The organism is Streptomyces sp. NPDC019937 (genome assembly GCF_040631655.1).
GTDB lineage: Bacteria > Actinomycetota > Actinomycetes > Streptomycetales > Streptomycetaceae > Streptomyces.
Genome location: NZ_JBEYAL010000020.1, coordinates 81,015 through 101,089 on the forward strand (window position 1 = coordinate 81,015; position 20,075 = coordinate 101,089).

The window sequence follows — 20,075 nt, forward strand, 5'->3', positions numbered from 1 at the left end:
ATGGAGAGCCAAGGACCGGCGGCCTGGTGAGGAGGGCCAGGAGTTGAGGGACCGGCAAGGATTAGCGCCCGGTCCCCACGCGTAGGGATGTCGGCAGCAGACGGATCACGCCTGACGGATACGGACACGGACTCGGAGAGGTGATCGATGGGGGTCCCGGGACCCTTCCCCGGCTCCACGGGGACACCCGAGGGGCCGGCCATGGGCCGCGAAGAGGTGGACCGTGCGCTGGCGAGGCTCGGCGCCGAGCACGAGGCGATCGAGACGTCGCTGCTCGCCCTCCAGGACCACGCGGGCAGAAGGCTGCTCGAGGGCGCCGAGCTGACCGGCGTCACCAAGGACCGATGGGCCACCACCGAACAGGCCATCTCCCTGCTGTGGAGCTATTTCGACGCCTACACGGACGCCCTCCAGCGGGCCCGCGAGGTGCGCTCCCGGCACCGCTGGTCCACCCCTGGCGAGCTGGCCGAGCTGACCGAGCTGCTGCGCGGCCCCGGTATCACCCTGCCCAGCACCGCCACGCTCACCGGCACGCCGCTGCTCAGCGAGCAGTTGAGCCTGGAGCAGCTGACCGACCGGATGAACCGCTGGTATGCCGAGGCGCTGGACGTCATCGTCACGGCCGACGCCGTGTGGTCCGCGTTGCCCGCCCGGATCGACATGCTCTCCGCCGAGCTGCACCGCACTCGTTCGCTCGCCCACTCGGTCGGGGTGCGGCCCGGGGAGCACCCCTCGGGCGACGATCTGGAGCAGATCACCGCCGAGCTGACCGCGCTGCGCGCCGAGGTGGTCTCCGATCCGCTCGCCTTCTGGAAACCGGCCGCCGGAAGTTCGGCGCCCGGCGGCGGCAGCCCCGACACCGTCCGCTACGACCGCGCCGCCCGCGCCCTGGACGACGTGCGGCGCGAGATCGAGGCCGTCCTGGACGTCCGGCAGGACGCCGAGCGGCGTCTGATGCGGCTGCGCGATGTGCTCTCCCGCGCCGATCGCACCCTCGCGGAGGCCCGGCAGGCGCGCGGTGAGGTGCTGGCGAAGATCGCGGCGTCCGAGGTGCCCGCGGTCAGCGGCCCGCCGACCGCGCTGCACGAGCAGCTGGTCGCGGCCGCCGACTACCGCCGCCGCTCCCAGTGGCACCGGCTCTCCCCGCTGCTGGACAGCCTGGAGCAGCGCGCCGACGACGAACTGCTGCGCGCCCGCGAGTCGTTGACGGCGGTGACGGCGCCACTCGCGGTCCGCGCAGAGCTGCGCGGCCGGCTGGACGCGTACAAGGCGAAGGTCGACCGGCACGGTATGGCGGAGGATCCGCTGCTGGTGGAGCGGTATGACATGGCGCGCCGGATGCTGTGGAGCGCCCCGTGCGATCTGCGCGCCGCCGAGCAGGCGGTCCTGCGCTATCAGCGGGCGGCCGCCGAGGCGTTCGCGCCCCGGCAGCAGGACCCCGCCGATCGCAGCACCGCCGATCACGGCGGCGAGGGGGAGCGCTATGAGTGACATCGTCACCTGCCAGCGGCGCGAGTGCGGCGGGTCGTACGAGGACGTGGGCGGCGGCGAGCTGTACTGCGACATCTGTGGGATGGCCCCGGTGGTCTCCCCGCGGGGCATGGTGAGTTCGCCGCCCACCGGCGTCGCGGGCGGCGGGGGCGGCGGGGGCCGTGGCTCCTCGTCGTCCCGCTCCTCGGGCGCGTCCCGGCCGTCGCGGTCCTCGTCGTCCCGGCGCTCGGTGTCCGGGCGGCTGTCCCGCTCCGTCTCAGGGCGCTCCTCGCGTTCGGTCTCGGTGCGCGGCTCCGGCCCCTCCTCGTCCGCCTCGGGGCGGAACGCGCTGGGCGCGGGTCTGGTCAGCGTCCCCGGAGTGCCGCGCCCCGATCCGCGTTCGGCGGTGCTGGCCAACCCCGAGGTGCCGGAGCGGAAGCGCTTTTGCAGCCGGGGCGACTGCGGGGCGCCGGTGGGCCGCGCCCGCGGCGACCGGCCGGGCCGCACCGAGGGCTTCTGTACCAAGTGCGGTCACCCCTACTCCTTCGTGCCGAAGCTCGGCCCCGGCGACATCGTGCACGGGCAGTACGAAGTGGCGGGCTGTCTGGCGCACGGCGGGCTCGGCTGGATCTATCTGGCCATCGACCGCGCGGTGTCGGACCGCTGGGTGGTGCTCAAGGGCCTGCTGGACACCGGCGACGAGGAGGCGCTGGCGGCCGCCGTCTCCGAGCGCCGCTTCCTCGCCGAGATCGAGCACTCCAACATCGTCCGGATCTACAACTTCGTCGAGCACCTGGACCAGAACACGGGCAGTCTCGACGGTTACATCGTCATGGAGTACGTCGGCGGCAAGTCCCTCAAGGACATCGCCAACGAGCGGCGTGCCCCGGACGGCAGGCGCGATCCGCTGCCGGTCGAGCAGGCGTGCGCGTACGGGATCGAGGCGCTGGAGGCCCTGGGCCATCTGCACAGCCGCAATCTGCTCTACTGCGACTTCAAGGTCGACAACGCCATACAGCAGCAGGACCAGCTCAAGCTCATCGACATGGGCGCGGTCCGGCGGATGGACGACGTGGACAGCGCCATCTACGGCACGGTCGGCTACCAGGCCCCGGAGGTCGCGGAGCAGGGCCCCTCGGTCGCCTCCGACCTGTACACGGTGGCGCGCACGCTCGCGGTGCTCACCTTCGACTTCCAGGGCTATACGAACGTCTTCGTGGACAGCCTCCCGGACCCCGAGCACATCGAGGTCTTCCGGCGGTACGAGTCCTTCTACCGGCTCCTGGTGCGGGCCACCGACCCCGACCCGGGGCGCCGGTTCTCCTCCGCGCGGGAGATGGCCGACCAGCTGACCGGTGTGCTGCGGGAGGCCGTGGCGCTGCAGACCGGGCGGCCCCGGCCAGCGCTGTCGACTCTCTTCGGGCCGGAGACCCGCGTGGTGGACACGGTGCTGTTCGCCGAGCAGGGCCAGGACCCGTCCCTGCTGGGCGGGCGGGCGGCGGGCCGGGGCGCGCCGCCGAGCGGCCCCGTACCGGCGCAGGGCCCACCGGTCCTGGCGCTGCCCGCGATCGCACCGCTGGACACCCGGGCGACCGCGCTCGCCCTGCCCGTGCCGCTGGTGGATCCGTCCGATCCCAACGCCGGGTTCCTGGCCGGGCTGCTGTCCGCGCCGCCCGCCGAGGTCGGAGCGGCGCTGCACACCGCGCCCTTCGACTCCCCCGAGCTGCGGCTGCGCGGGGTGCGTGCCCTGCTGGAGCTGGGGCAGACCCATGAGGCGGGTGTCGCGCTGACCGCTCTGGAGGCCGCGTACCGCGACGACTGGCGGATCGTCTGGTACCGGGGGGTGCACGCGCTGGCCATCGGTGACCACGAGACGGCCGCGCTGTCGTTCGACGCCGTCTACGACGCGTTCCCCGGGGAGCCCGCGGCGAAGCTGGCGCTCGGCGTCTGCGCCGAGGTGCTGGGCCAGCTGGACAACGCGGCGGAGTACTACCGGCTCGTGTGGGCGACCGATCCGAGCTTCGTGAGCGCCGCCTTCGGGCTGGCCCGGGTGCGGCTGTGCTCCGGGGACCGGGCGGACGCGGTGCGGGTGCTGGAGTCCGTCCCGGAGTCCTCGATCCACTACACGGCGGCCCGGGTCGCCGCGGTGCGGGCCCGGCTGCGCCAGCGCGCCGCGCGGGAGGCGCTGCTGGCCGATCTGACGGCGGCCGCCCTCCAGGTGGAGCGGCTGGGAGAGTTCGGCCTCGACGCGGTGCGGCGCGAGCGGCTGTGCACGGAAGTCCTGGGCAGTGCGCTGGATTGGGTACTGTCCGGCAGCAGCGGCGCGCCGCCGGGCCGGACCCGGCCGCCGCTGCTCGGCAGCAGCCTGGACGAGCGCGGGCTGCGATTCGGACTCGAGCGCTCGTACCGGGTACTCGCCAGGCTCGCGCAGCGCGGCGAGGAGAGGATCGAACTGGTGGAGCGGGCCAACCGCTACCGCCCCAGGACGTGGGTGTGATCGATGTCGCAGATGCCGCAGCTGCCCCAGCTGTCAGCCTGCCCGACCTGTGCAGAGCCGCTGGAGGCGGGAGACAACTACTGTGGCGGGTGCGGGGCCGAAGTGTCGGCGGCCGTGCCGTCCGCGCGGCAGGAGCCGGAGGACTACCGGCTGGCGGCCCCGGTGCCGGTGGCCGATCCGCGGGCCGCGGCGGCCCTCGACGCCCCGACACCGCCGGGCCCCGCGACGCCCGGCGCGCAGCCGACCACCCCCGCCGGCGCGTCCGCCGGCCCGCACCCGCACACTCGGACGCACACCAGCACCAGCACAGGCACCAGCACAGGCACAGGCACAGGCACGGCAACGAGCGCGGGCACCGGCACCGGGGCTGACCCCCGGCTGCCCGGCGGCGACAGCCGCCCCCGGTGCGCCGCGTGCCAGGAGGGCACCATCGACAGGGACGGATACTGCGAGCACTGCGGGCACGCGCAAGCGCGTGAGCGCGACCATATGGAGCGGGAGTTGGCGGGCGTCGCCGCGGCCAGTGACCGCGGGCTGCGCCACCACCGCAACGAGGACGCGTTCTCCGTGGCCACGGTGGCGCTCCAGGACGGCTCACCGGCCGTCGTCGCGGTGGTCTGCGACGGGGTCTCCTCGGCCACCCGCCCCGACGACGCGTCAGCCGCGGCCGCCCACGCGGCGGAGGTGTCGCTGCTCACCTCGCTCCCCCGCGGCGCCCACCCCCGGCAGGCCATGAGCGAGGCGATCGTGGCCGCCGCCGACGCGGTCACAGCGCTCGCCGTGGAGACCGGCGCGCCGGTCCCGCACGAGGAGCCCCAGCAGCGCCATCAGAACGCTCCAGCCTGCACCATCGTCAGCGCCGTCGTCACCGGCGACCTGCTCACCGTCGGCTGGATCGGCGACAGCCGCGTCTACTGGGTGCCCGACGACCGTACGACCCAGCCCTCCCGGCTCACCGAGGACGACTCGTGGGCGGCCCAGATGGTGGCGGCGGGACTGATGTCGGAGGCCGAGGCGTACGCGGACGAGCGGGCGCACGCCATCACCGGCTGGCTCGGAGCGGACGCCTATGAACTGGAGCCGCACGCCGCCTCGTTCAAGCCCGACCGGCCGGGGGTCGTGGTGGTGTGCACCGACGGGCTGTGGAACTACGCCGAATCGGCGGAGGAGATGGCCCGCGCGGTGCCGCCGGACGCCCGGGCCCGGCCGCTGCAGAGCGCGCGGGTTCTGGTGGGCCACGCCCTCAACGGCGGGGGCCACGACAACGTAACAGTGGCCGTGGTGCCGTTCCCCGCCGCGCCGTGAGGGGCAGGATCCGCCTGACGGCCCGAGGGGGACGGGCTCCGGCCCGGGGGCGGTAGCCGCGCGCCATCACTCGCCCACGCTCTCGCGGCACGACGCGATGTGCCCGAACGTCCCTGTGGAGCGCCAAGGAGCGGATCAGATGGCCAATTTCTCCAAGTCCCACGCGCCGCGGTTCTCGGTCGACGTCTACCAGAACGAGTACCTCCCGGAGGGAGGCCGTGAGGTCAACGCGATCGTCACGGTCACCTCGACCGGCGGCGGGACGACCGGAGGGATGCCGATCCCCGCTCCCGTCGCCGCCCCGGGCGGGTACGCCGGGGGCGGCGGCGCGGCCGTGGTGATCATGTTGGACTGCTCCGGCTCCATGGACTATCCGCCGACGAAGATGCGGCACGCCCGGGAGGCGACCGCCGCCGCCATCGACACGGTGCGCGACGGGGTCGCCTTCGCCGTGATCGCGGGCACCCACAAGGCGGTCGAGGTCTTTCCGGGCAACGGGCAGCTGGCGACCGCTGATCCGGTCACCCGCGCCGAGGCCAAGGACGCGGTGCGCGGGCTCCGCACGGGCGGCGGCACGGCGATCGGCACCTGGCTGAGGCTCGCCGACCGGCTGCTGGGCGCCGCCGATGTCTCGATCCGGCACGGCATCCTGCTCACCGACGGCCGCAACGAGCACGAGAAGCCGGAGGCGCTGCGGGCCGCGCTCGACGCCTGCGCGGGCCGCTTCACCTGTGACGCCCGCGGGGTCGGCACGGACTGGGAGGTCAAGGAGGTCACCGGGATCGCCTCCGCCCTGCTCGGGACGGCCGATATCGTGGCGAATCCGGTCGAACTGTCCGCGGACTTCACGCGCATGATGGAGACGGCCATGCGGAAGGAGGTCGCGGACGTCCATCTGCGGCTGTGGACCCCGGCGGGCGCCGAGGTGCTGTATGTGAAACAGGTCGCACCCGCGGTCGAGGATCTGACCGGGCGGCGCGCCGAGGCCGGACCGCGCTCCGGTGACTACCCGACGGGGTCATGGGGGGACGAATCCCGCGATTACCACGTGTCCCTGCGGGTTCCGGTGGCGGAAATCGGCCAGGAAATGCTCGCGGCCCGGGTCTCCCTCGTCCTGCCGCAGCCGGATGGCCAGAGCCCGCCGCCCCCGCTGACCCAGGGGCTCGTCCGGGCCGTGTGGACGGCCGACATGACCGCCTCCACCTCGATGAATCCGCAGGTCGCGCACTATACGGGTCAGGCCGAACTGGCACAGGTCATCCAACAGGGCATGGATGCGCGCAAGTCCGGCGATGTCGAGGGAGCGACCGCCAAGCTGGGAAGGGCCGTACAGCTGGCGAACACCTCGGGGAACACGGACACGGCGAAACTGCTTGCGAAGGTGGTGGACGTCGTCGATGCGGCGACAGGTACTGTGCGACTGAAAGCGAAGGTCGCGGAGGCAGACGAGATGACACTCGAAACTCGCTCAACCAAGACGGTTCGCGTCAAGAAGTAGCAGGAAAAGATCGCGTTACGGCAGAAATGCCAAGAACGGCACAAGAGGGGGATCACCGACATGCCGACTTGCCCTAACGGCCACCAATCGGCGGCCGACGACTGGTGCGAGGTGTGTGGCCACCGGATGTCGGGGACACCCATGCCCTCCGGTCCCGTCCCGCCGCCTCCGCCCCCTCCGATGCCGGGCGGCCCCGGCGGCTATGGCTACCCGGCCCCGGGCGGCCCGCCGCCCCCGCCCGGCACGCCCCCGGGCGGGTACGGCTACCCGGCCCCGCCGCAGCCGGACGCCGCCTACCAGCCGGAGGTGTGCCCGCAGTGCCGTACGCCGCGTGAGGCGCAGGCGCCGTTCTGCGAGGAGTGCCGCTACAACTTCCTGACGCAGCAGCCCACCTCGTACGCTCCGCCGCCCCCCGGACAGGGCGGCTTCCCGCCGCCGCCCGGGCCGCCGCAGCCGCACGGGCAGCCGCCGCAGGGTCCGCCGTCGCCCGGACAGCCACTGCCGCCGCACGGTCAGCAGCCGCCGCCCCAGACGCACGGCGGCGACTACCAGGCCTCGCGCCCGTCCCAGATCAACCGCCCGGCCGAGCCGCTGTCCCCGTCGGACCCGAACCAGCCCTCCGGCCCGGCCTTCGGCGCCGCGGAGGACGACTGGCCGCTGGCGCCGCCGCAGGCGTCCGCGGGCGCCGCTCCGCCGCCACCGGCTCCGGCCCCGCCGCAGCCGCAGCAGCAGCAGGGTTACGGCTACGGCTATCCCCAGGCGCCGCAGCCGCCGGCTCCCCCGGCCCCGTCCTACGGCAACGAGGCGTACCAGGGCCCCGGCACGCCCCCGCCGCCCGGTCCGTACGGCCAGGGCGGAGGGCACACGCCCCCGCCCCCGGCCGGGCCCGCGAACTGGGTCGCGGTCGTCGCGCCGGACCGTGACTACTTCATGGCGATGATGAACCGCAGCGGCCCGGAGGCCGCCGGGCTGAACCTCCCGGCGTACTCCCCCGAGCAGCAGCTGCCGCTCAGCGGCCGCCAGCAGATCACCATCGGCCGCCGCCGCCACAGCACGGGCGAGGCCCCCGACATCGACCTCGGGCGCGCGCCCGAGGACCCGGGCGTCTCGCACCAGCACGCGGTCCTCGTCCAGCAGCCGGACGGCGGCTGGGCGGTCGTCGACCAGGACTCGACGAACGGCACGACGATCAACGGCGGCGAGGAGCCGATCCAGCCGTACGTCCCGATCCCGCTCCAGGAGGGCGACCGCGTGCACGTCGGCGCCTGGACGACGATCACCGTCCGCCGCGGCTAGGAGGTGTCTGTGGATCATGCCGGGCTCCCGCCTGATCCACAAGACACCCGATAGAGCTGTACCCGGGCCGGGGCGCTGCGCCCCGGCCCGATCCCGGTTGGCCGGGCTCTGTCAGGTGCGCTCCGCGCCCAGCGGCCAGGCGTACGGGCCCTCCGCGTCGTCCAGCCAGGCCCACTGCCGCTCGCCCCGCACCGTCACCCCGTAGCGCTCGCGCCCCGGCCGGCCCTCGTGCTCCCACAGCGCCAGCACCTCGACCGGCTCCAGCCGGCCCGCGGCCACGTGCAGCAGGAAGCGGAACGACTCGTCCAGCAGCGGCCACGACGGCAGCCCGTGCGCGGACACCGGACCCGGCGTCCCGCTGCCGCGCAGTGGGACGAAGTAGGCGGGCGTGGTCAGAAAGCGTCCCTCCGCGTGCCGGGCGCCGCGCACCCGCAACAGCACCAGCCCGGTGGCCAGCGGCATCAGCATCAGCGCCCCGGGGCGGCACTGTTCGAGCCACGCGGGCGGTACGGACGGCACCGCGCACGTCGCGATGATCCGGTCGTAGGGGGCGCGGGCGAGACAGCCGCGCGCCCCGTCACCGGTGACGACCGCCGGGCGGAACCCGGCCGCGGCAAGGTGTCTGCGGGCGGCCTCGGTGATCTCCGGGTCGAGATCGACGGTCGTCACCCTGCCGTCGCCGAGCCGATGGGCGAGCAGCGCCGCGTTGTAACCGCTGCCCGCGCCGATCTCCAGCACCCGGTCCCCGTCGCGCACCCGCAGCGCCTCGAGCATCCGCGCCATCAGGGACGGCTGGCTGCTGGAGGAGATCAGCTCGCCGTCGCGCACCCGCGTGGCGAGCGGCGCGTCGGCGTACGCCCCGGCCAGCCAGCGGGCCCGGCGCAGCGGGTTCCGGTCGTCCCGCCACAGCCGCGTGGTGAGCCCCGCCCCGCCCTTGCCGCCCGCCACGCCCGCTTCGTAGTAATACGGCACGAAAAGATGGCGCGGCACCGCCTCGAACGCCCCCCGCCACCGCGGGTCGGTCAGCCCGCCGCCCGCCGTGATCTCCCGGACGAGCCCGGCCCGCGCCACGGCGGCCGCCTCGGCGTACGGATCGGGCCCGTCGCCCGTACATCCGCGCCCGCCGCCGGTCTCCGTCACGCCCGCGCCGCCCATGCCTCCACTGTCCTGCGCCCGCTCCCGGCCCGCGACCTCCGGCCGCCGGGCAGGGCATGCCCCACGCCCCCTTACCCGGGCCGGACGGTCTGAGAGCATGGAGGCGTGAAAGACATTCCGCGCGGCACACTTCAGGAGCAGACCTTCTACGAGTTGGTCGGCGGCGAGCAGACCTTCCGGCGCCTGGTTCGACGCTTCTACCAGGGGGTCGCGGAGGACCCGCTGCTCCGGCCGATGTACCCCGAGGACGATCTGGGCCCGGCGGAGGAGCGGCTGGTGCTCTTCCTCATGCAGTACTGGGGCGGGCCCCGCACCTACAGCGACAACCGCGGCCATCCGCGGCTGCGCATGCGCCACGCGCCGTTCACCGTGAACCGGGCGGCCCATGACGCCTGGCTGCGCCATATGCGGGACGCGGTGGACGAGCTGGAGCTGGCGCCCGACCTGGAGCGCCAGCTGTGGAACTACCTCACCTACGCGGCCGCCTCCATGATCAACACGGAGGGCTGAGAGCGCACCCCGGACGCCCGCCGGACAGGCCCTCCGACAGAAGCGGCCGGTTCTAGGCGGGCGTCACCGACAGCCCGAGCAGCCCCGACGTGCGCACCGCGATCGAGCCGTACGGGGTGCGCAGCCGCAGCCAGCCGCCCGCGGCGAGCAGGGCCGGCGGCTCGTCCGCCGGGGCGAGGGCGGTGGCACCGCGGGAGCCGGTGGCGGCGGCCGCGCCCGCCCGCGCGGGGCGCAGGAAGCCCAGCGACTGGGCGGCGTGCACGGCGCGCAGCGGCAGCCCGGTGTCCCCGAGGGTGCGGGACCAGATCTCGTGGCCGATGCGGTCGCGCTCCGCGCGCGTACGGCGCTCCTCGGGAAGCGCCTCGTCGCGGGCCCGGAATTCGGCGACCGCGGCCGCGACCGCCCTGCGCGCCTCGTCCGCGCCGGGCAGCCCGGGGACCCGGCGCCAGCCGCCGCGCGGCGGCAGCAGCCCGGCCCAGGGCGGGCCGGTGACGGCGTCGGGCACGGCGACGGTGAGCCCACCGGACGCGCCCGGTGCGGTCCGGCCGGAGGCCGCCGCGTCCAGCGCGTCGGCGAACTGACCGGCCGAGACGGTGGTGTCCAGCGCCCCCGGCCCGCCGGGGGTCCCGGCGTCCGTGGCGCCCGCGGTGACGACGGCTTCCAGCCGTGCCGTACGGATGGCCAGCACCTCGAAGGACGGCGGCCGGCCGAAGACGGCCAGCACCCCGCCGCCCGCCTGCAGCCGCACCGCCGCGGCGCGGTCGTAGTGGATCAGCCGGGCCAGGAAGGCGGCGAGATCGGCCGCCTCCCCTGCGTCGGCGAAGTGCAGTTCGTGCCGGAAGGCCGTCATACCCTGACGGCCCCCTCGGCGGACTTCCCGGGTGCCTTCCTGGCCGCTTGCCGGGTGCCGGGCTCGGGCTCCAGGTAGTCGGTCAGGAAGCTCTCCTCCTCGGAGGTGACCCGCCGCGGCCTGCCCGCCGCGAGGTCGAAGGGGACGATGCGGGTGGCGGCCCGCACGTACACGGTCTCCTCGTCCTTGATCTCGTAGCGGAGGGTGATGTAGGAGGCGCGGATCTCCGTCGCCCAGGTCTCGATGGTCACCGGCGCGTGCCGGTGGACGAGGGGCTTCAGATAGTCGATCTCGTGCCGGGCCACGACCACCCCGCCGGTGAACGCGTCACTTCCGTTCCCCGGCGCCAGCCGCCACATGAAGTCGACGCGCGCCTCCTCCAGATAGCGGAGGAAGACCACGTTGTTGACGTGGCCGAACGCGTCCATGTCGGACCAGCGCAGGGGGCAGGAGTAGATGTGCCGGGCCATTCCCTCAGCCCCGGGTGAGCTTCTTGTAGGTGGCGCGGTGCGGACGGGCGGCGTCCGGGCCGAGCCGCTCGATCTTGTTCTTCTCGTACGACTCGAAGTTGCCCTCGAACCAGAACCACTTGGAGTTGCCCTCGTACGCCAGGATGTGGGTGGCGACGCGGTCGAGGAACCAGCGGTCGTGGGAGACGACCACGGCGCAGCCGGGGAAGTCCAGCAGCGCGTTCTCCAGGGAGGACAGGGTCTCGACGTCGAGGTCGTTGGTCGGCTCGTCGAGGAGCAGCAGGTTGCCGCCCTGCTTGAGGGTGAGCGCGAGGTTGAGGCGGTTGCGCTCACCGCCGGAGAGCACCCCGGCGGGCTTCTGCTGGTCCGGGCCCTTGAAGCCGAAGGCGGAGACGTAGGCGCGGGACGGCATCTCGACCTGGCCGACGTTGATGTAGTCGAGCTCGTCGGAGACGACCGCCCACAGCGTCTTCTTGGGGTCGATGTTGGCGCGGCTCTGGTCGACGTAGGAGATCTTGACGGTGTCGCCGACCTTGATCTTGCCCGCGTCCGCGGTCTCCAGGCCCTGGATCATCTTGAAGAGCGTGGTCTTGCCGGCGCCGTTGGGGCCGATGACGCCGACGATGCCGTTGCGCGGCAGGGTGAACGAGAGGTCGTCGATGAGGACCTTCTCACCGAACGCCTTGGAGAGGTTCTCCACCTCGACCACGACGTTGCCCAGGCGCGGGCCCGGCGGGATCTGGATCTCCTCGAAGTCCAGCTTCCGGGTCTTCTCGGCCTCGGCGGCCATCTCCTCGTAGCGGGTCAGCCGGGACTTGGACTTCGCCTGGCGGCCCTTGGCGTTGGAGCGGACCCACTCCAGCTCTTCCTTGAGGCGCTTCTGGCGCTTGGCGTCCTTCTGCCCCTCGACCTTGAGGCGGGCCTGCTTCTTCTCCAGGTACGTGGAGTAGTTGCCCTCGTAGCCGATGGCGCGGCCGCGGTCGAGCTCGAGGATCCACTCGGCGACGTTGTCCAGGAAGTACCGGTCGTGGGTGATGGCCACGACGGTGCCCGCGTACTTGGCGAGGTGCTGCTCCAGCCACTGGACCGACTCGGCGTCCAGGTGGTTGGTGGGCTCGTCGAGGAGCAGCAGGTCGGGGGCCTCCAGCAGCAGCTTGCAGAGCGCGACCCGGCGCTTCTCACCACCGGAGAGGGTGGTGACCGGCGAGTCGCCGGGCGGGCAGCCGAGGGCGTCCATGGCCTGCTCCAGCTGGGCGTCCATGTCCCACGCGTTGGCGTGGTCCAGCTCCTCCTGGAGCTTGCCCATCTCCTCGAGCAGCGCGTCGCTGTAGTCGGTCGCCATCTGCTCGGCGATCTCGTTGAAGCGGTCGAGCTTGCCCTTGGTCTCCGCCACGCCGTCCTGGACGTTCTCCAGCACGGTCTTGGACTCGTCCAGCGGGGGCTCCTGCAGCAGGATGCCGACGCTGTAACCCGGCGAGAGGAAGGCGTCGCCGTTGGACGGCTGCTCCAACCCGGCCATGATCTTCAGCACCGTCGACTTACCGGCGCCGTTGGGACCCACGACACCGATCTTCGCGCCGGGCAGGAAGCTCAGCGTGACGTCGTCGAGGATCACCTTGTCGCCGTGCGCTTTGCGCGCCTTGCGCATGGTGTAGATGAACTCAGCCAAGAGAAACCGTCCGGCAATCTGGTAGGTATCGATGTGCGGCCGCGCCGCATGGGTGCATGCGGGCTCCGCCGCGTCCAGGGCAGAGACACCCCACCCCATCTTGCCGTACGGCGGCCCCGAGGCGGAAACCCATAGTTCCGCCGTCCGGGGCGGCCGCCCCGGCAGGAAGGGCCGGAACCCTGCTTTCCGGGTCCGGCCCTTCCTCACCGTCCGTCGTTCGGCGTCACCGACGCCGGGCGGTCACTCGCCCGAGGAAGCGTTCTTCTTGCGGACGAAGAGGATCGCGCCGCCGCCGGCCACGACGAGGGCGATGGCGATGCCCGCGATCAGCGGGGTGGAGCTGCTGCTGCCGGTCTCGGCGAGGTCACCGCCATCGGTGGCGTCGACGGCGGTGGTGTCACCGCTGACGATCTCGCCGCCGCCGGCACCGCCGGCCGACGCCGGACCCGCCTTGGTGGAGGGGACGTCGCTGTCGCTGCCCGCGATCTTGCAGTCGAGGACGCCGGAGAAGGTCTTGCTGAACCCGTTCGGCCCCTGGACGCCGAACTCGTAGCTGCGGTCCTCGTTCACCGGGACGCTCACGGTCTTCGACTGACCGGCCTCGACCGTGTACTTCTGGTTCAGCAGCGTGAAGGTGAACGCCTCGTCGCCCTTGTTGGCCGCCGTGACGTCCACGGCGCCCTCGGCGCAGTTCTTCTCGGCGGTGACGGCCGGGACCGCGCCCTTCTCCGCCCAGTGGGCGCTGGCCGAGGCGGAGACGGTGCTCTCGCTGGAACCGGCGAGTATCTGGGTCTGGCTCTTGGTGTCACTGGAGAACGCGCGGCCGACCGGAACCTTCGTGGCGGCCTGGGCGGTCAGCGAGGCGGAGCCGTCGGCCGCGTCGGCCGGCACGTCGACATAGACCTCGCCGCCGTTGGCGGCGCTGGTGATCGTCTTGCCGCTCTTGTCGACGAGCCTGACGCCGGAACCGGCGGCCTCGGTGCCCGGGGCGAGGGTGACGCTTTCGGCGTTGGTGCGGACCGTGACCGGCCCCAGCAGCTCACCGGCCTTACCGGAGACGGCCGGCGGGTCGAGGCTCAGCGAGGCCTTGGGCTCGGCCAGGTTCCGCGCGCTCCTCTCCAGGTAATCGGCGAGCTTCTCGGCCGCCGGGTCGACCGCGTCGACCTTCGCCCGGTCGGAGAAGCGCCAGATGGCGACCTGTGTACCGGCGGCCGCGGTCTTCTCGGTGAGGGCACCGGAGCCCGCCTTCGAGGCGAGTTCGGCGAGGTCGTTCACCTGGGGGTAGGAGTTCTGCAGAATCCAGTTGATTTTGCCCGCTTCGCGGTTGTTCGCCAGCGAGGTCTGACTCCAGGACTTCTCTTCGTACTTCGCCTTGCTCTGCGTCGGGTTGTGCAGATCGATGCAGTACGTCTGAATACTGCCGCCATTGTCGACCGCCATCTCGAAAAGACCGGCGCCGACTTCCTGGTCACCCTTGTCGTGAATGACCGCCCTGTCGAAGGTCTTGAGGCCGCTCAGCGTGGCGGTGGCTCCACCGTTTCCCGAAGGCACGTCGTCCGCGGCGGCGGGCCCGGCACCGGCCATCGCACCCACGGCGACCAGCCCTGACACCAGAACGGCGGCCGCAAGGCGGGCGGCACCCCGCCTCTTCACAGAAAGCATGGTTTCCCCTCCGGGCGAGCGCCAGTCAGTTGGTGCGCCTCGCCAGCGAACTCAAAACTCAGTAACCCCCGTTGGGCACTCAGGGATCCTAGGGAGCGAAAAGCCGCACGCTCCCCCATTGGACCTGACCCCAACCGATCCGAATCGGAATTGTTATCTCCCCCACAGACCCCGCATGACCTGGGTTTATCGATAAATCGCCCCTGGTCACGGCGATGTTGTCCCGGTCGGTGTGCTCACGAGGGGTTTGGCCTGGGAAACCCGCCGGAAGGCGGAGGTGCCGCGCGTGAGATCGTGCCCGACCGCCACCGCGTCGATCTCCGCGGTGATCCACCGCTTGGGGCCGCTCTCCCCCTCCACCGCGCCCGGCTGCGCCTTCTCCCGCTCCCGGTCCTTCTCCCGCTCACGCACCCGCAAGGTGCCGTGGACCAGCAGCGGTTCGCCGAGCGACACCGAGGCGGCCAGATTCGCCGCGAGGGTCCGCCAGGCCCAGACCGTGTAGAAGCTCGTATACGCGTCCACCCACCCCTCGGTCTTCCGGTCCCAGCGGCGCACCGTCGCCGCCAGCCGGAACCGGGCCACCGCGACCCCGGCCGCCGTCTCCCAGAAATCCGGCCGCGTCGCGGCGTTCCCCACCACCGTCGTCCAGGTCTCGTTCATGCCCTGCTCCCCCCCGGTCTCCCGCTCTCCCCCGGCGGCCCACCGGACCGCTGACCCCCATGCTGCCCGCGATCCCCGGCCCTCGCCGGGCCCTGTGCACAACCCCCGGGCTGTGGACAACCCGCTCCCTCGTTCCGGTGAACCGCCGTTCCGGTGAACCGCGGCCGGACGGCGGGGCCGCCTCACCTCATCCCTCCCCCGCCGCGATCACGTACTGCGCCCGCACCTCCCGGTACCGCGCCAGCTCCGCCCCCACCGGCCCCAGCACCCGCGCCCGTCCGCAGCCCACCGCCGCGTCCCGCAGCCGCGCCTCCGCCGCCCGGCCGTACCGCCGCGCGGGTCCCCGCGCCGCCAGCCCGCACGCCCACGCCAGCCCCGTCCCGGCCAGGGCGCCGCCCGCCACCAGCGCCGCGGGCGCCCACCACCGCGGCCCGCCGGACAGCCCCGCCACGGCCCCCACCAGCCAGACCACCCCCACCACCTGGAGCACCAGCAGCACCACCTGCGTCGCCGCCACCACCGACCACCACGCGGGCCGTGTCAGTCGCTGTCCGCGCCGCGCGGCCGCCACCGCCTCGTCCACCGCCTCCGGCAGCCCCCGGCCGCCCCAGCCCGCCGCCTCCCGCACCGCCTGGGCCCAGGGTCCGGGAAGCCCGGACGTGGCCTCGTCGGCGAGCGTGCGCACGGCCTCCTCCACCGCGGGCCGGGCCGTGACCGCTTCCATCGCAGCCGCCTTCGCCCGCGCTCCCGGGACCTCCCGCTCGTCCTCCGCCCACCGGCTGCCACCCCGCCGCGCCCCCGACCGCCCGGCCCCCGCCGAGGACGCCGATCCCGCCGCACTCTCCGGGTCCGCCGAACCCCACGTCCCCTCCGCCCGCCCACCGGCCGGCCTGCGGCCCCGCACCAGCCGCCCCCACGGCGTGCCGCACGTCCACCGCGCGTCCCGCAGCCAGGCCCGCTCCGCGGCCTGTCCGGCCGCCGCCGCGCCCGCCGCCTCCGCCAGCCGGTCCTCGAACTCCGCCCGCGCCCGGGCGGTGAACCCGGCCGGTGCCCCGTCCGCCACGTACTGCGGCCGCAGCCGCGCCGTCGTGCCGTCCACGTCCGCCGCCAGCCGTCGCTCCGCCGCGCCGCATTCGGCCGCGAGCCCGCCCAGCATCTCCCGCAGTTCCCCGACGCCCTCCCCGGTGAGCGCGGACAGGGCGAGCACCGCCGCGCCCGGCTCCCCGTGCTCGCCGAGCGCCAGCCCGTCCTCGTCCAGCAGCCGCCGCAGATCGTCCAGCACCTGGTCGGCGGCGTCGCCCGGCAGCCGGTCCACCTGGTTGAGGACGACGAAGGTCACCTCGGCGTACCCGGCGAGCGGCCGCAGATAGCGTTCGTGCAGCACCGCGTCCGCGTACTTCTCGGGATCCACCACCCACACCACCGCGTCGACCAGCCCCAGCAGCCGGTCCACCCGGTCCCGGTGCCCCGGGGCGGCCGAGTCGTGGTCGGGCAGGTCGAGCAGGACCAGGCCGCGCAGCGCGGGATCGTACGGATACGCCGGGCGGCGGCGGTCCGCGTGCGGGATGCCGAGCCGGTCCAGCAGCCCGTCGGCGTGGTCGGTCCAGGCGCAGGAGAGCGGCGCGGCGGTGGTCGGCCGGCGGATCCCGGCCTCCGAGAGCGGCGCCCCGGCGAGCGCGTTGAAGAGTGTCGACTTACCGCTTCCGGTCGCTCCGGCGAGGGCGACGACGGTGTGCCCGAGCGGATGCCGTCCACGCGCGGCGGCCTCGTCCAGGACCCGCCCGGCCCCGGCGAGGGTGCGCCCGTCCAGCCGGGTGCGGGACAGCCCGACGAGCTGGCGCAGGGCGTCGAGGCGCGGCCGCAGGCTGCCCGCGGCGAAGTTGCGGGCGCCGGGCCCGAAGGGCCGCTCGAACGACGCGTACGTCTCGTAGGCCTCGTACGTCTTATAGGTGTCGCCGGAGCCCTGGGAGCCGTAGGAGTCGTACGACGGCTCGCCGGCCCCATACGCCTCACCAGCCCCATATGCCTCACCGGTCCCGTACGGCTCGTGCGGCCCCTCCAGCTCCTGCGGCTCGTATCCCGCAGCGGTCCGGGCCGTCTCCGGGCCGGGCGCCTCCCGGGGGGCGCGCGGGGCGCGGCGGGCGGTGCGGCGCCCGGCGCGCCGGGCGATCAGCCCGTCGTCCCAGGTCTGTCGCGCCCGCACCGCGTCCTCCGGGCCCGCGTCGTCCCCGCGCCCGCCCCCATCCCCGCCGTCGAGACCGGCAGCAGTGGCCGTCACCTCGGTCACCTCTCCTTCTGCAGTAGGGACAGCGCGGCGATCAGCTGGACCTGGTGGTCCGGGGTCGCGTCGAGGGCGTCGAGGGGCGCGAGCCGCCGGTCGCGCTCCGTCTCCAGGGCGCGCGTGACACAGCCGTCGAGCAGCCGTCCGCCGCGGTCACCCAGCCGCAGCGCGCGGTGGGCGCCCAGCGCCTCGGCGAGCTTCTCGCCCGCCTTACGGGCCCGGCGTCCGCCCAGCAGGGAGGCCACCAGCAGGGCGGCGACCTCGTCGGACGCACCGGTTCCGCCATCGTCGGGGACGTGGGCGCGGGTCTCCTCCTCGGCCAGTTCCTCGACGCAGCGCCGCCAGCGCCGTACGGCCACGCCGATCCGTTCCCCGGCGGCTCGCGCGTCGGCCGGGGCGAGCCCGGTCCGTGCGGCGGGGTCCCGTTTCCCCGCCTCGGCGACGCGCTCGTCGGCGGCGGCCGCCGCGCTGCGCAGCAGGGTGGCGAGGGAGTCGGTGAGCGCCGTGAGAAGTTCACCGGGGGTGCTGTCGTGCGGCTGGCCGTACCAGTGGGTGAGCGCGCTGCCCGCGAGCGCCGCGCCCGCGTCGATCTCCCGCCGCACCCGTTCGGCCGCCTCCGTGTACGCGCCCTCGACCCGCTGGACCAGCCGCACCGCCGCGGCGTGCTGGGCCGCCGCCGCACCGGCCAGCGCGGGCATCCGGGACTGGAGGGAGGCAAGGACACCGGCCGCGGTGCGGGCGGCGGCGACGGTACGCGCCTGCGGGTCCTGGGCGTGCCGGGTGAGCCAGTCGCGCAGCGCGGCGACGGCGGTGGCCGGGAGCAGGCCGCTGCCGCCGCCCGCCGACTCGGGTAGCTCGGGGATGGTGAAGCGGGGGACGTCGCCGAGCCCGGCCTCGTCGAGGAGCGCGGCGTACTGCCGGGAGACCTCGGCGGCGACCTGGTGCGGCACCCGGTCGAGCACGGTGACAAGTGTCACGTCGTACTCCTTCGCGGTCCGCAGCAGATGCCAGGGGACGGCGTCGGCGTAGCGGGTGGCCGTGGTGACCAGCACCCAGATGTCGGCGGCGCAGATCAGCTCGGCGGCCAGATCGCGGTTGCGGGCGACGAGCGAGTCGATGTCGGGCGCGTCGAGCAGCGCGAGCCCCCGGGCGAGCCCCGGGTCGGTCTCGATCCGCAGCGCGGCGGGCCCCTCGCCCTCCCGGGCCCGTTCCTCCTCGTCGTACGGGCCCTCCGCCCGGTCGCCCTGGGCCGGCACCCATACCCTGGTGAGCTGGGGCAGCACCCGTTTCCCGGCGAACCAGGAGTGATCGTCGGGGTGGCACACCAGCACCGGTGTACGGGTCGTGGGCCGGAGCACGCCGGCCTCCGTCACCCGTCGTCCGACCAGCGAATTGACCAGAGTGGACTTCCCGGCTCCGGTCGATCCCCCGATCACTGCCAGCAGGGGTGCTTCGGGGGCACGCAACCGGGGCACGAGGTAGTCGTCCAGTTGAGCGAGCAACTCGGCACGGCTGCGGCGAGCGCGGTCGGCGCCGGGAAGGGGGAGCGGAAACCGTGCGGCGTCAACGCGGTCGCGCAGTGCGGTCAGCGCGTCGAGCAGCCGGGGCCGTACGTCCAAGATCGCCACATGCGAAGAATGCCCGGTTTTGATGTCTTTTTGAAGCGTATGGTCATTCGTGTGCGTCGAAGAGACCCACCCGGATCACCCCAGATCGGACACGAGGCGGACGTGACGGACGGGGCTCAGGCATAACGAGTAGACAACACCCGCCGTTTGAGGCGTGAAAAACGATGCAAGTTTCGTACCTGCCTGCGATTATCGGACCGCTTCACCGAACCTCCACAACGTGCCACGGAGGTGAAGCAACCGGGGCGAGGCGCAGGGAGCCCTATCCTTGTCCCCGGCAAGGTCACGGATCCGCCGCGCCCGGCCACCGGCACCACGGCCGCACCGCGGGCCCGTCGGCACCCGGGGGCTCAGCAGTTCCAGGCCCACCACCGGCCCCCGTAGCTCAGTGGATAGAGCAGGCGCCTTCTAAGCGCTTGGCCGCAGGTTCGAGTCCTGCCGGGGGCGCCACTGGCTCACCGCCAGCGGGCCGCACCGCCCGGCCCGGAGCCCCGGGCCGACGTGAACTCCTCGCGAAATGTGACGCGCTGCCGAGTGTCCCCGGAGTTCACACGACACCCCCTAGTCGGCCCGCGGGGGAGCCGCGTCGCCGAGGGAGAGCAGCAGCTTGCGCATCAGGTGCGACAGCTGCTCCTGTTCCCCCCGGTCCAGGGCGCTGAACAGGCGTTCTCCGTTGAGGACATGCCCCTCCACCGCGCTGTCCAGCAGTTCGAACCCCTCCGGGGTGAGTGAAATCACCATGCGGCGCCGGTTGGTGGGGTCGAGTTCGCGGTCGACCAGGCCGCGCTCCACCAGCCGGTCGACCCGATGGGTCAGCGCCGGAGGCTTGATCATCATGGTCGCCGCCAGGGCTTTCGGGGACAGCGCGTACGGCGGGCCACTGCGGCGCAGGGTGGCCAGGACGTCGAATTCCCAGCGCTCCATGCCCTCCTCGGCCAGGTACCCCACCACACCCCGCTCGACCAGCCGGGCCGCCCGGAAGAGCCGCCCCATCATCCCCATGGACCACGCGTCCAGCTCGGGGCGGCATTCCGCCCACTGCTGAAGGATGCGGTCGAGGGCGTCTTCGCCCTGCTCAGGGGCCTGCCCGGGGACATTGTCGCGTTGCTCGTTCACCTCTCCGG

15 protein-coding genes and 1 tRNA gene are annotated in these 20,075 nt (G+C 73.5%); 7 read left to right on the forward strand and 9 right to left on the reverse strand.

Features of this window, described 5'->3' with window-relative positions; genetic code table 11:
• Positions 1 to 147: 147 nt before the first annotated feature.
• From ABZ562_RS21260 to ABZ562_RS21280, 5 genes are all read left to right on the forward strand, one after another.
• The gene (locus tag ABZ562_RS21260; RefSeq protein WP_361481780.1) at positions 148 to 1,491 is read left to right on the forward strand and encodes a hypothetical protein; all 1,344 of its coding nucleotides are present in this window, start codon (positions 148 to 150) and stop codon (positions 1,489 to 1,491) included.
• Positions 1,484 to 3,967 (forward strand): tetratricopeptide repeat protein, encoded by a 2,484-nt coding sequence (locus tag ABZ562_RS21265; RefSeq protein WP_361481783.1) that lies wholly within the window; start codon positions 1,484 to 1,486, stop codon positions 3,965 to 3,967. Before ABZ562_RS21260 ends, ABZ562_RS21265 begins: the two co-directional genes overlap by 8 nt.
• Positions 3,968 to 3,970: 3 nt before the next feature.
• Positions 3,971 to 5,272, forward strand: a complete 1,302-nt coding sequence (locus tag ABZ562_RS21270; RefSeq protein WP_361481786.1) for a PP2C family serine/threonine-protein phosphatase — start codon at positions 3,971 to 3,973, stop codon at positions 5,270 to 5,272.
• A gap of 139 nt (positions 5,273 to 5,411) precedes the next feature.
• Positions 5,412 to 6,770: a VWA domain-containing protein gene (locus tag ABZ562_RS21275; protein WP_361481789.1), complete on the forward strand. Its 1,359-nt coding sequence runs from the start codon at positions 5,412 to 5,414 to the stop codon at positions 6,768 to 6,770.
• A 60-nt stretch (positions 6,771 to 6,830) separates the two neighbouring features.
• Entirely contained in the window at positions 6,831 to 8,066 is a 1,236-nt protein-coding gene (locus tag ABZ562_RS21280; protein ID WP_361481792.1) for an FHA domain-containing protein, read from the forward strand.
• Positions 8,067 to 8,177: 111 nt separating this feature from the next.
• On the opposite strand, the gene ABZ562_RS21285 is transcribed toward ABZ562_RS21280, so the two are convergent.
• Positions 8,178 to 9,221 (reverse strand): methyltransferase domain-containing protein, encoded by a 1,044-nt coding sequence (locus ABZ562_RS21285; RefSeq protein WP_361481795.1) that lies wholly within the window; start codon positions 9,219 to 9,221, stop codon positions 8,178 to 8,180.
• Between the two features lie 105 nt (positions 9,222 to 9,326).
• Here ABZ562_RS21285 and ABZ562_RS21290 point away from each other — a divergent pair, with 105 nt between their 5' ends.
• Positions 9,327 to 9,731 carry a globin gene (locus tag ABZ562_RS21290; protein ID WP_055552793.1) on the forward strand — a complete coding sequence of 135 codons (405 nt, stop codon included), beginning with the start codon at positions 9,327 to 9,329 and terminating at the stop codon, positions 9,729 to 9,731.
• Between the two features lie 52 nt (positions 9,732 to 9,783).
• On the opposite strand, the gene ABZ562_RS21295 is transcribed toward ABZ562_RS21290, so the two are convergent.
• The 7 genes from ABZ562_RS21295 to ABZ562_RS21325 form a co-directional block, all read right to left on the reverse strand.
• A complete protein-coding gene (locus tag ABZ562_RS21295; protein ID WP_361481798.1) occupies positions 9,784 to 10,581 on the reverse strand; it encodes a hypothetical protein in 798 nt (265 codons plus the stop codon).
• Positions 10,578 to 11,051 carry a thioesterase family protein gene (locus tag ABZ562_RS21300; RefSeq protein ID WP_361481801.1) on the reverse strand — a complete coding sequence of 158 codons (474 nt, stop codon included), beginning with the start codon at positions 11,049 to 11,051 and terminating at the stop codon, positions 10,578 to 10,580. Before ABZ562_RS21300 ends, ABZ562_RS21295 begins: the two co-directional genes overlap by 4 nt.
• A gap of 4 nt (positions 11,052 to 11,055) precedes the next feature.
• A complete protein-coding gene (gene ettA, locus ABZ562_RS21305) occupies positions 11,056 to 12,720 on the reverse strand; it encodes an energy-dependent translational throttle protein EttA (RefSeq protein WP_361481803.1) in 1,665 nt (554 codons plus the stop codon).
• A 240-nt stretch (positions 12,721 to 12,960) separates the two neighbouring features.
• Complete coding sequence (locus ABZ562_RS21310) at positions 12,961 to 14,382, reverse strand: Cys-Gln thioester bond-forming surface protein (protein WP_361481806.1); 1,422 nt, start codon at positions 14,380 to 14,382, stop codon at positions 12,961 to 12,963.
• Positions 14,383 to 14,589: 207 nt separating this feature from the next.
• On the reverse strand, positions 14,590 to 15,042 hold the full coding sequence (locus ABZ562_RS21315) for a single-stranded DNA-binding protein (RefSeq protein WP_361481809.1): 453 nt from the start codon (positions 15,040 to 15,042) through the stop codon (positions 14,590 to 14,592).
• Between the two features lie 187 nt (positions 15,043 to 15,229).
• Entirely contained in the window at positions 15,230 to 17,329 is a 2,100-nt protein-coding gene (locus ABZ562_RS21320; protein ID WP_361481812.1) for a GTPase, read from the reverse strand.
• The gene (locus tag ABZ562_RS21325; RefSeq protein WP_361481909.1) at positions 17,326 to 18,942 is read right to left on the reverse strand and encodes a dynamin family protein; all 1,617 of its coding nucleotides are present in this window, start codon (positions 18,940 to 18,942) and stop codon (positions 17,326 to 17,328) included. The genes ABZ562_RS21320 and ABZ562_RS21325 overlap by 4 nt, the downstream gene beginning before the upstream one ends.
• A 383-nt stretch (positions 18,943 to 19,325) precedes the next feature.
• Here ABZ562_RS21325 and ABZ562_RS21330 point away from each other — a divergent pair.
• A tRNA-Arg gene (locus tag ABZ562_RS21330) sits at positions 19,326 to 19,401 on the forward strand.
• A gap of 111 nt (positions 19,402 to 19,512) precedes the next feature.
• Here the strand turns inward: ABZ562_RS21330 and ABZ562_RS21335 are convergent.
• A complete protein-coding gene (locus ABZ562_RS21335) occupies positions 19,513 to 20,067 on the reverse strand; it encodes a MarR family transcriptional regulator (RefSeq protein WP_361481815.1) in 555 nt (184 codons plus the stop codon).
• Positions 20,068 to 20,075 lie beyond the last annotated feature (8 nt).

Bases quoted from the DNA above. Each gene is read 5' to 3' on its own strand.
- ABZ562_RS21315 (WP_361481809.1), bottom strand. From the start codon at position 15,042: ATGAACGAGACCTGGACGACGGTGGTGGGGAACGCCGCGACGCGGCCG.
- ABZ562_RS21310 (WP_361481806.1), bottom strand. From the start codon at position 14,382: ATGCTTTCTGTGAAGAGGCGGGGTGCCGCCCGCCTTGCGGCCGCCGTT.
- ABZ562_RS21295 (WP_361481798.1), bottom strand. From the start codon at position 10,581: ATGACGGCCTTCCGGCACGAACTGCACTTCGCCGACGCAGGGGAGGCG.
- ABZ562_RS21300 (WP_361481801.1), bottom strand. From the start codon at position 11,051: ATGGCCCGGCACATCTACTCCTGCCCCCTGCGCTGGTCCGACATGGAC.
- ABZ562_RS21285 (WP_361481795.1), bottom strand. From the start codon at position 9,221: ATGGGCGGCGCGGGCGTGACGGAGACCGGCGGCGGGCGCGGATGTACG.
- ABZ562_RS21270 (WP_361481786.1), top strand. From the start codon at position 3,971: ATGTCGCAGATGCCGCAGCTGCCCCAGCTGTCAGCCTGCCCGACCTGT.
- ABZ562_RS21265 (WP_361481783.1), top strand. From the start codon at position 1,484: ATGAGTGACATCGTCACCTGCCAGCGGCGCGAGTGCGGCGGGTCGTAC.
- ABZ562_RS21260 (WP_361481780.1), top strand. From the start codon at position 148: ATGGGGGTCCCGGGACCCTTCCCCGGCTCCACGGGGACACCCGAGGGG.
- ABZ562_RS21275 (WP_361481789.1), top strand. From the start codon at position 5,412: ATGGCCAATTTCTCCAAGTCCCACGCGCCGCGGTTCTCGGTCGACGTC.
- ABZ562_RS21280 (WP_361481792.1), top strand. From the start codon at position 6,831: ATGCCGACTTGCCCTAACGGCCACCAATCGGCGGCCGACGACTGGTGC.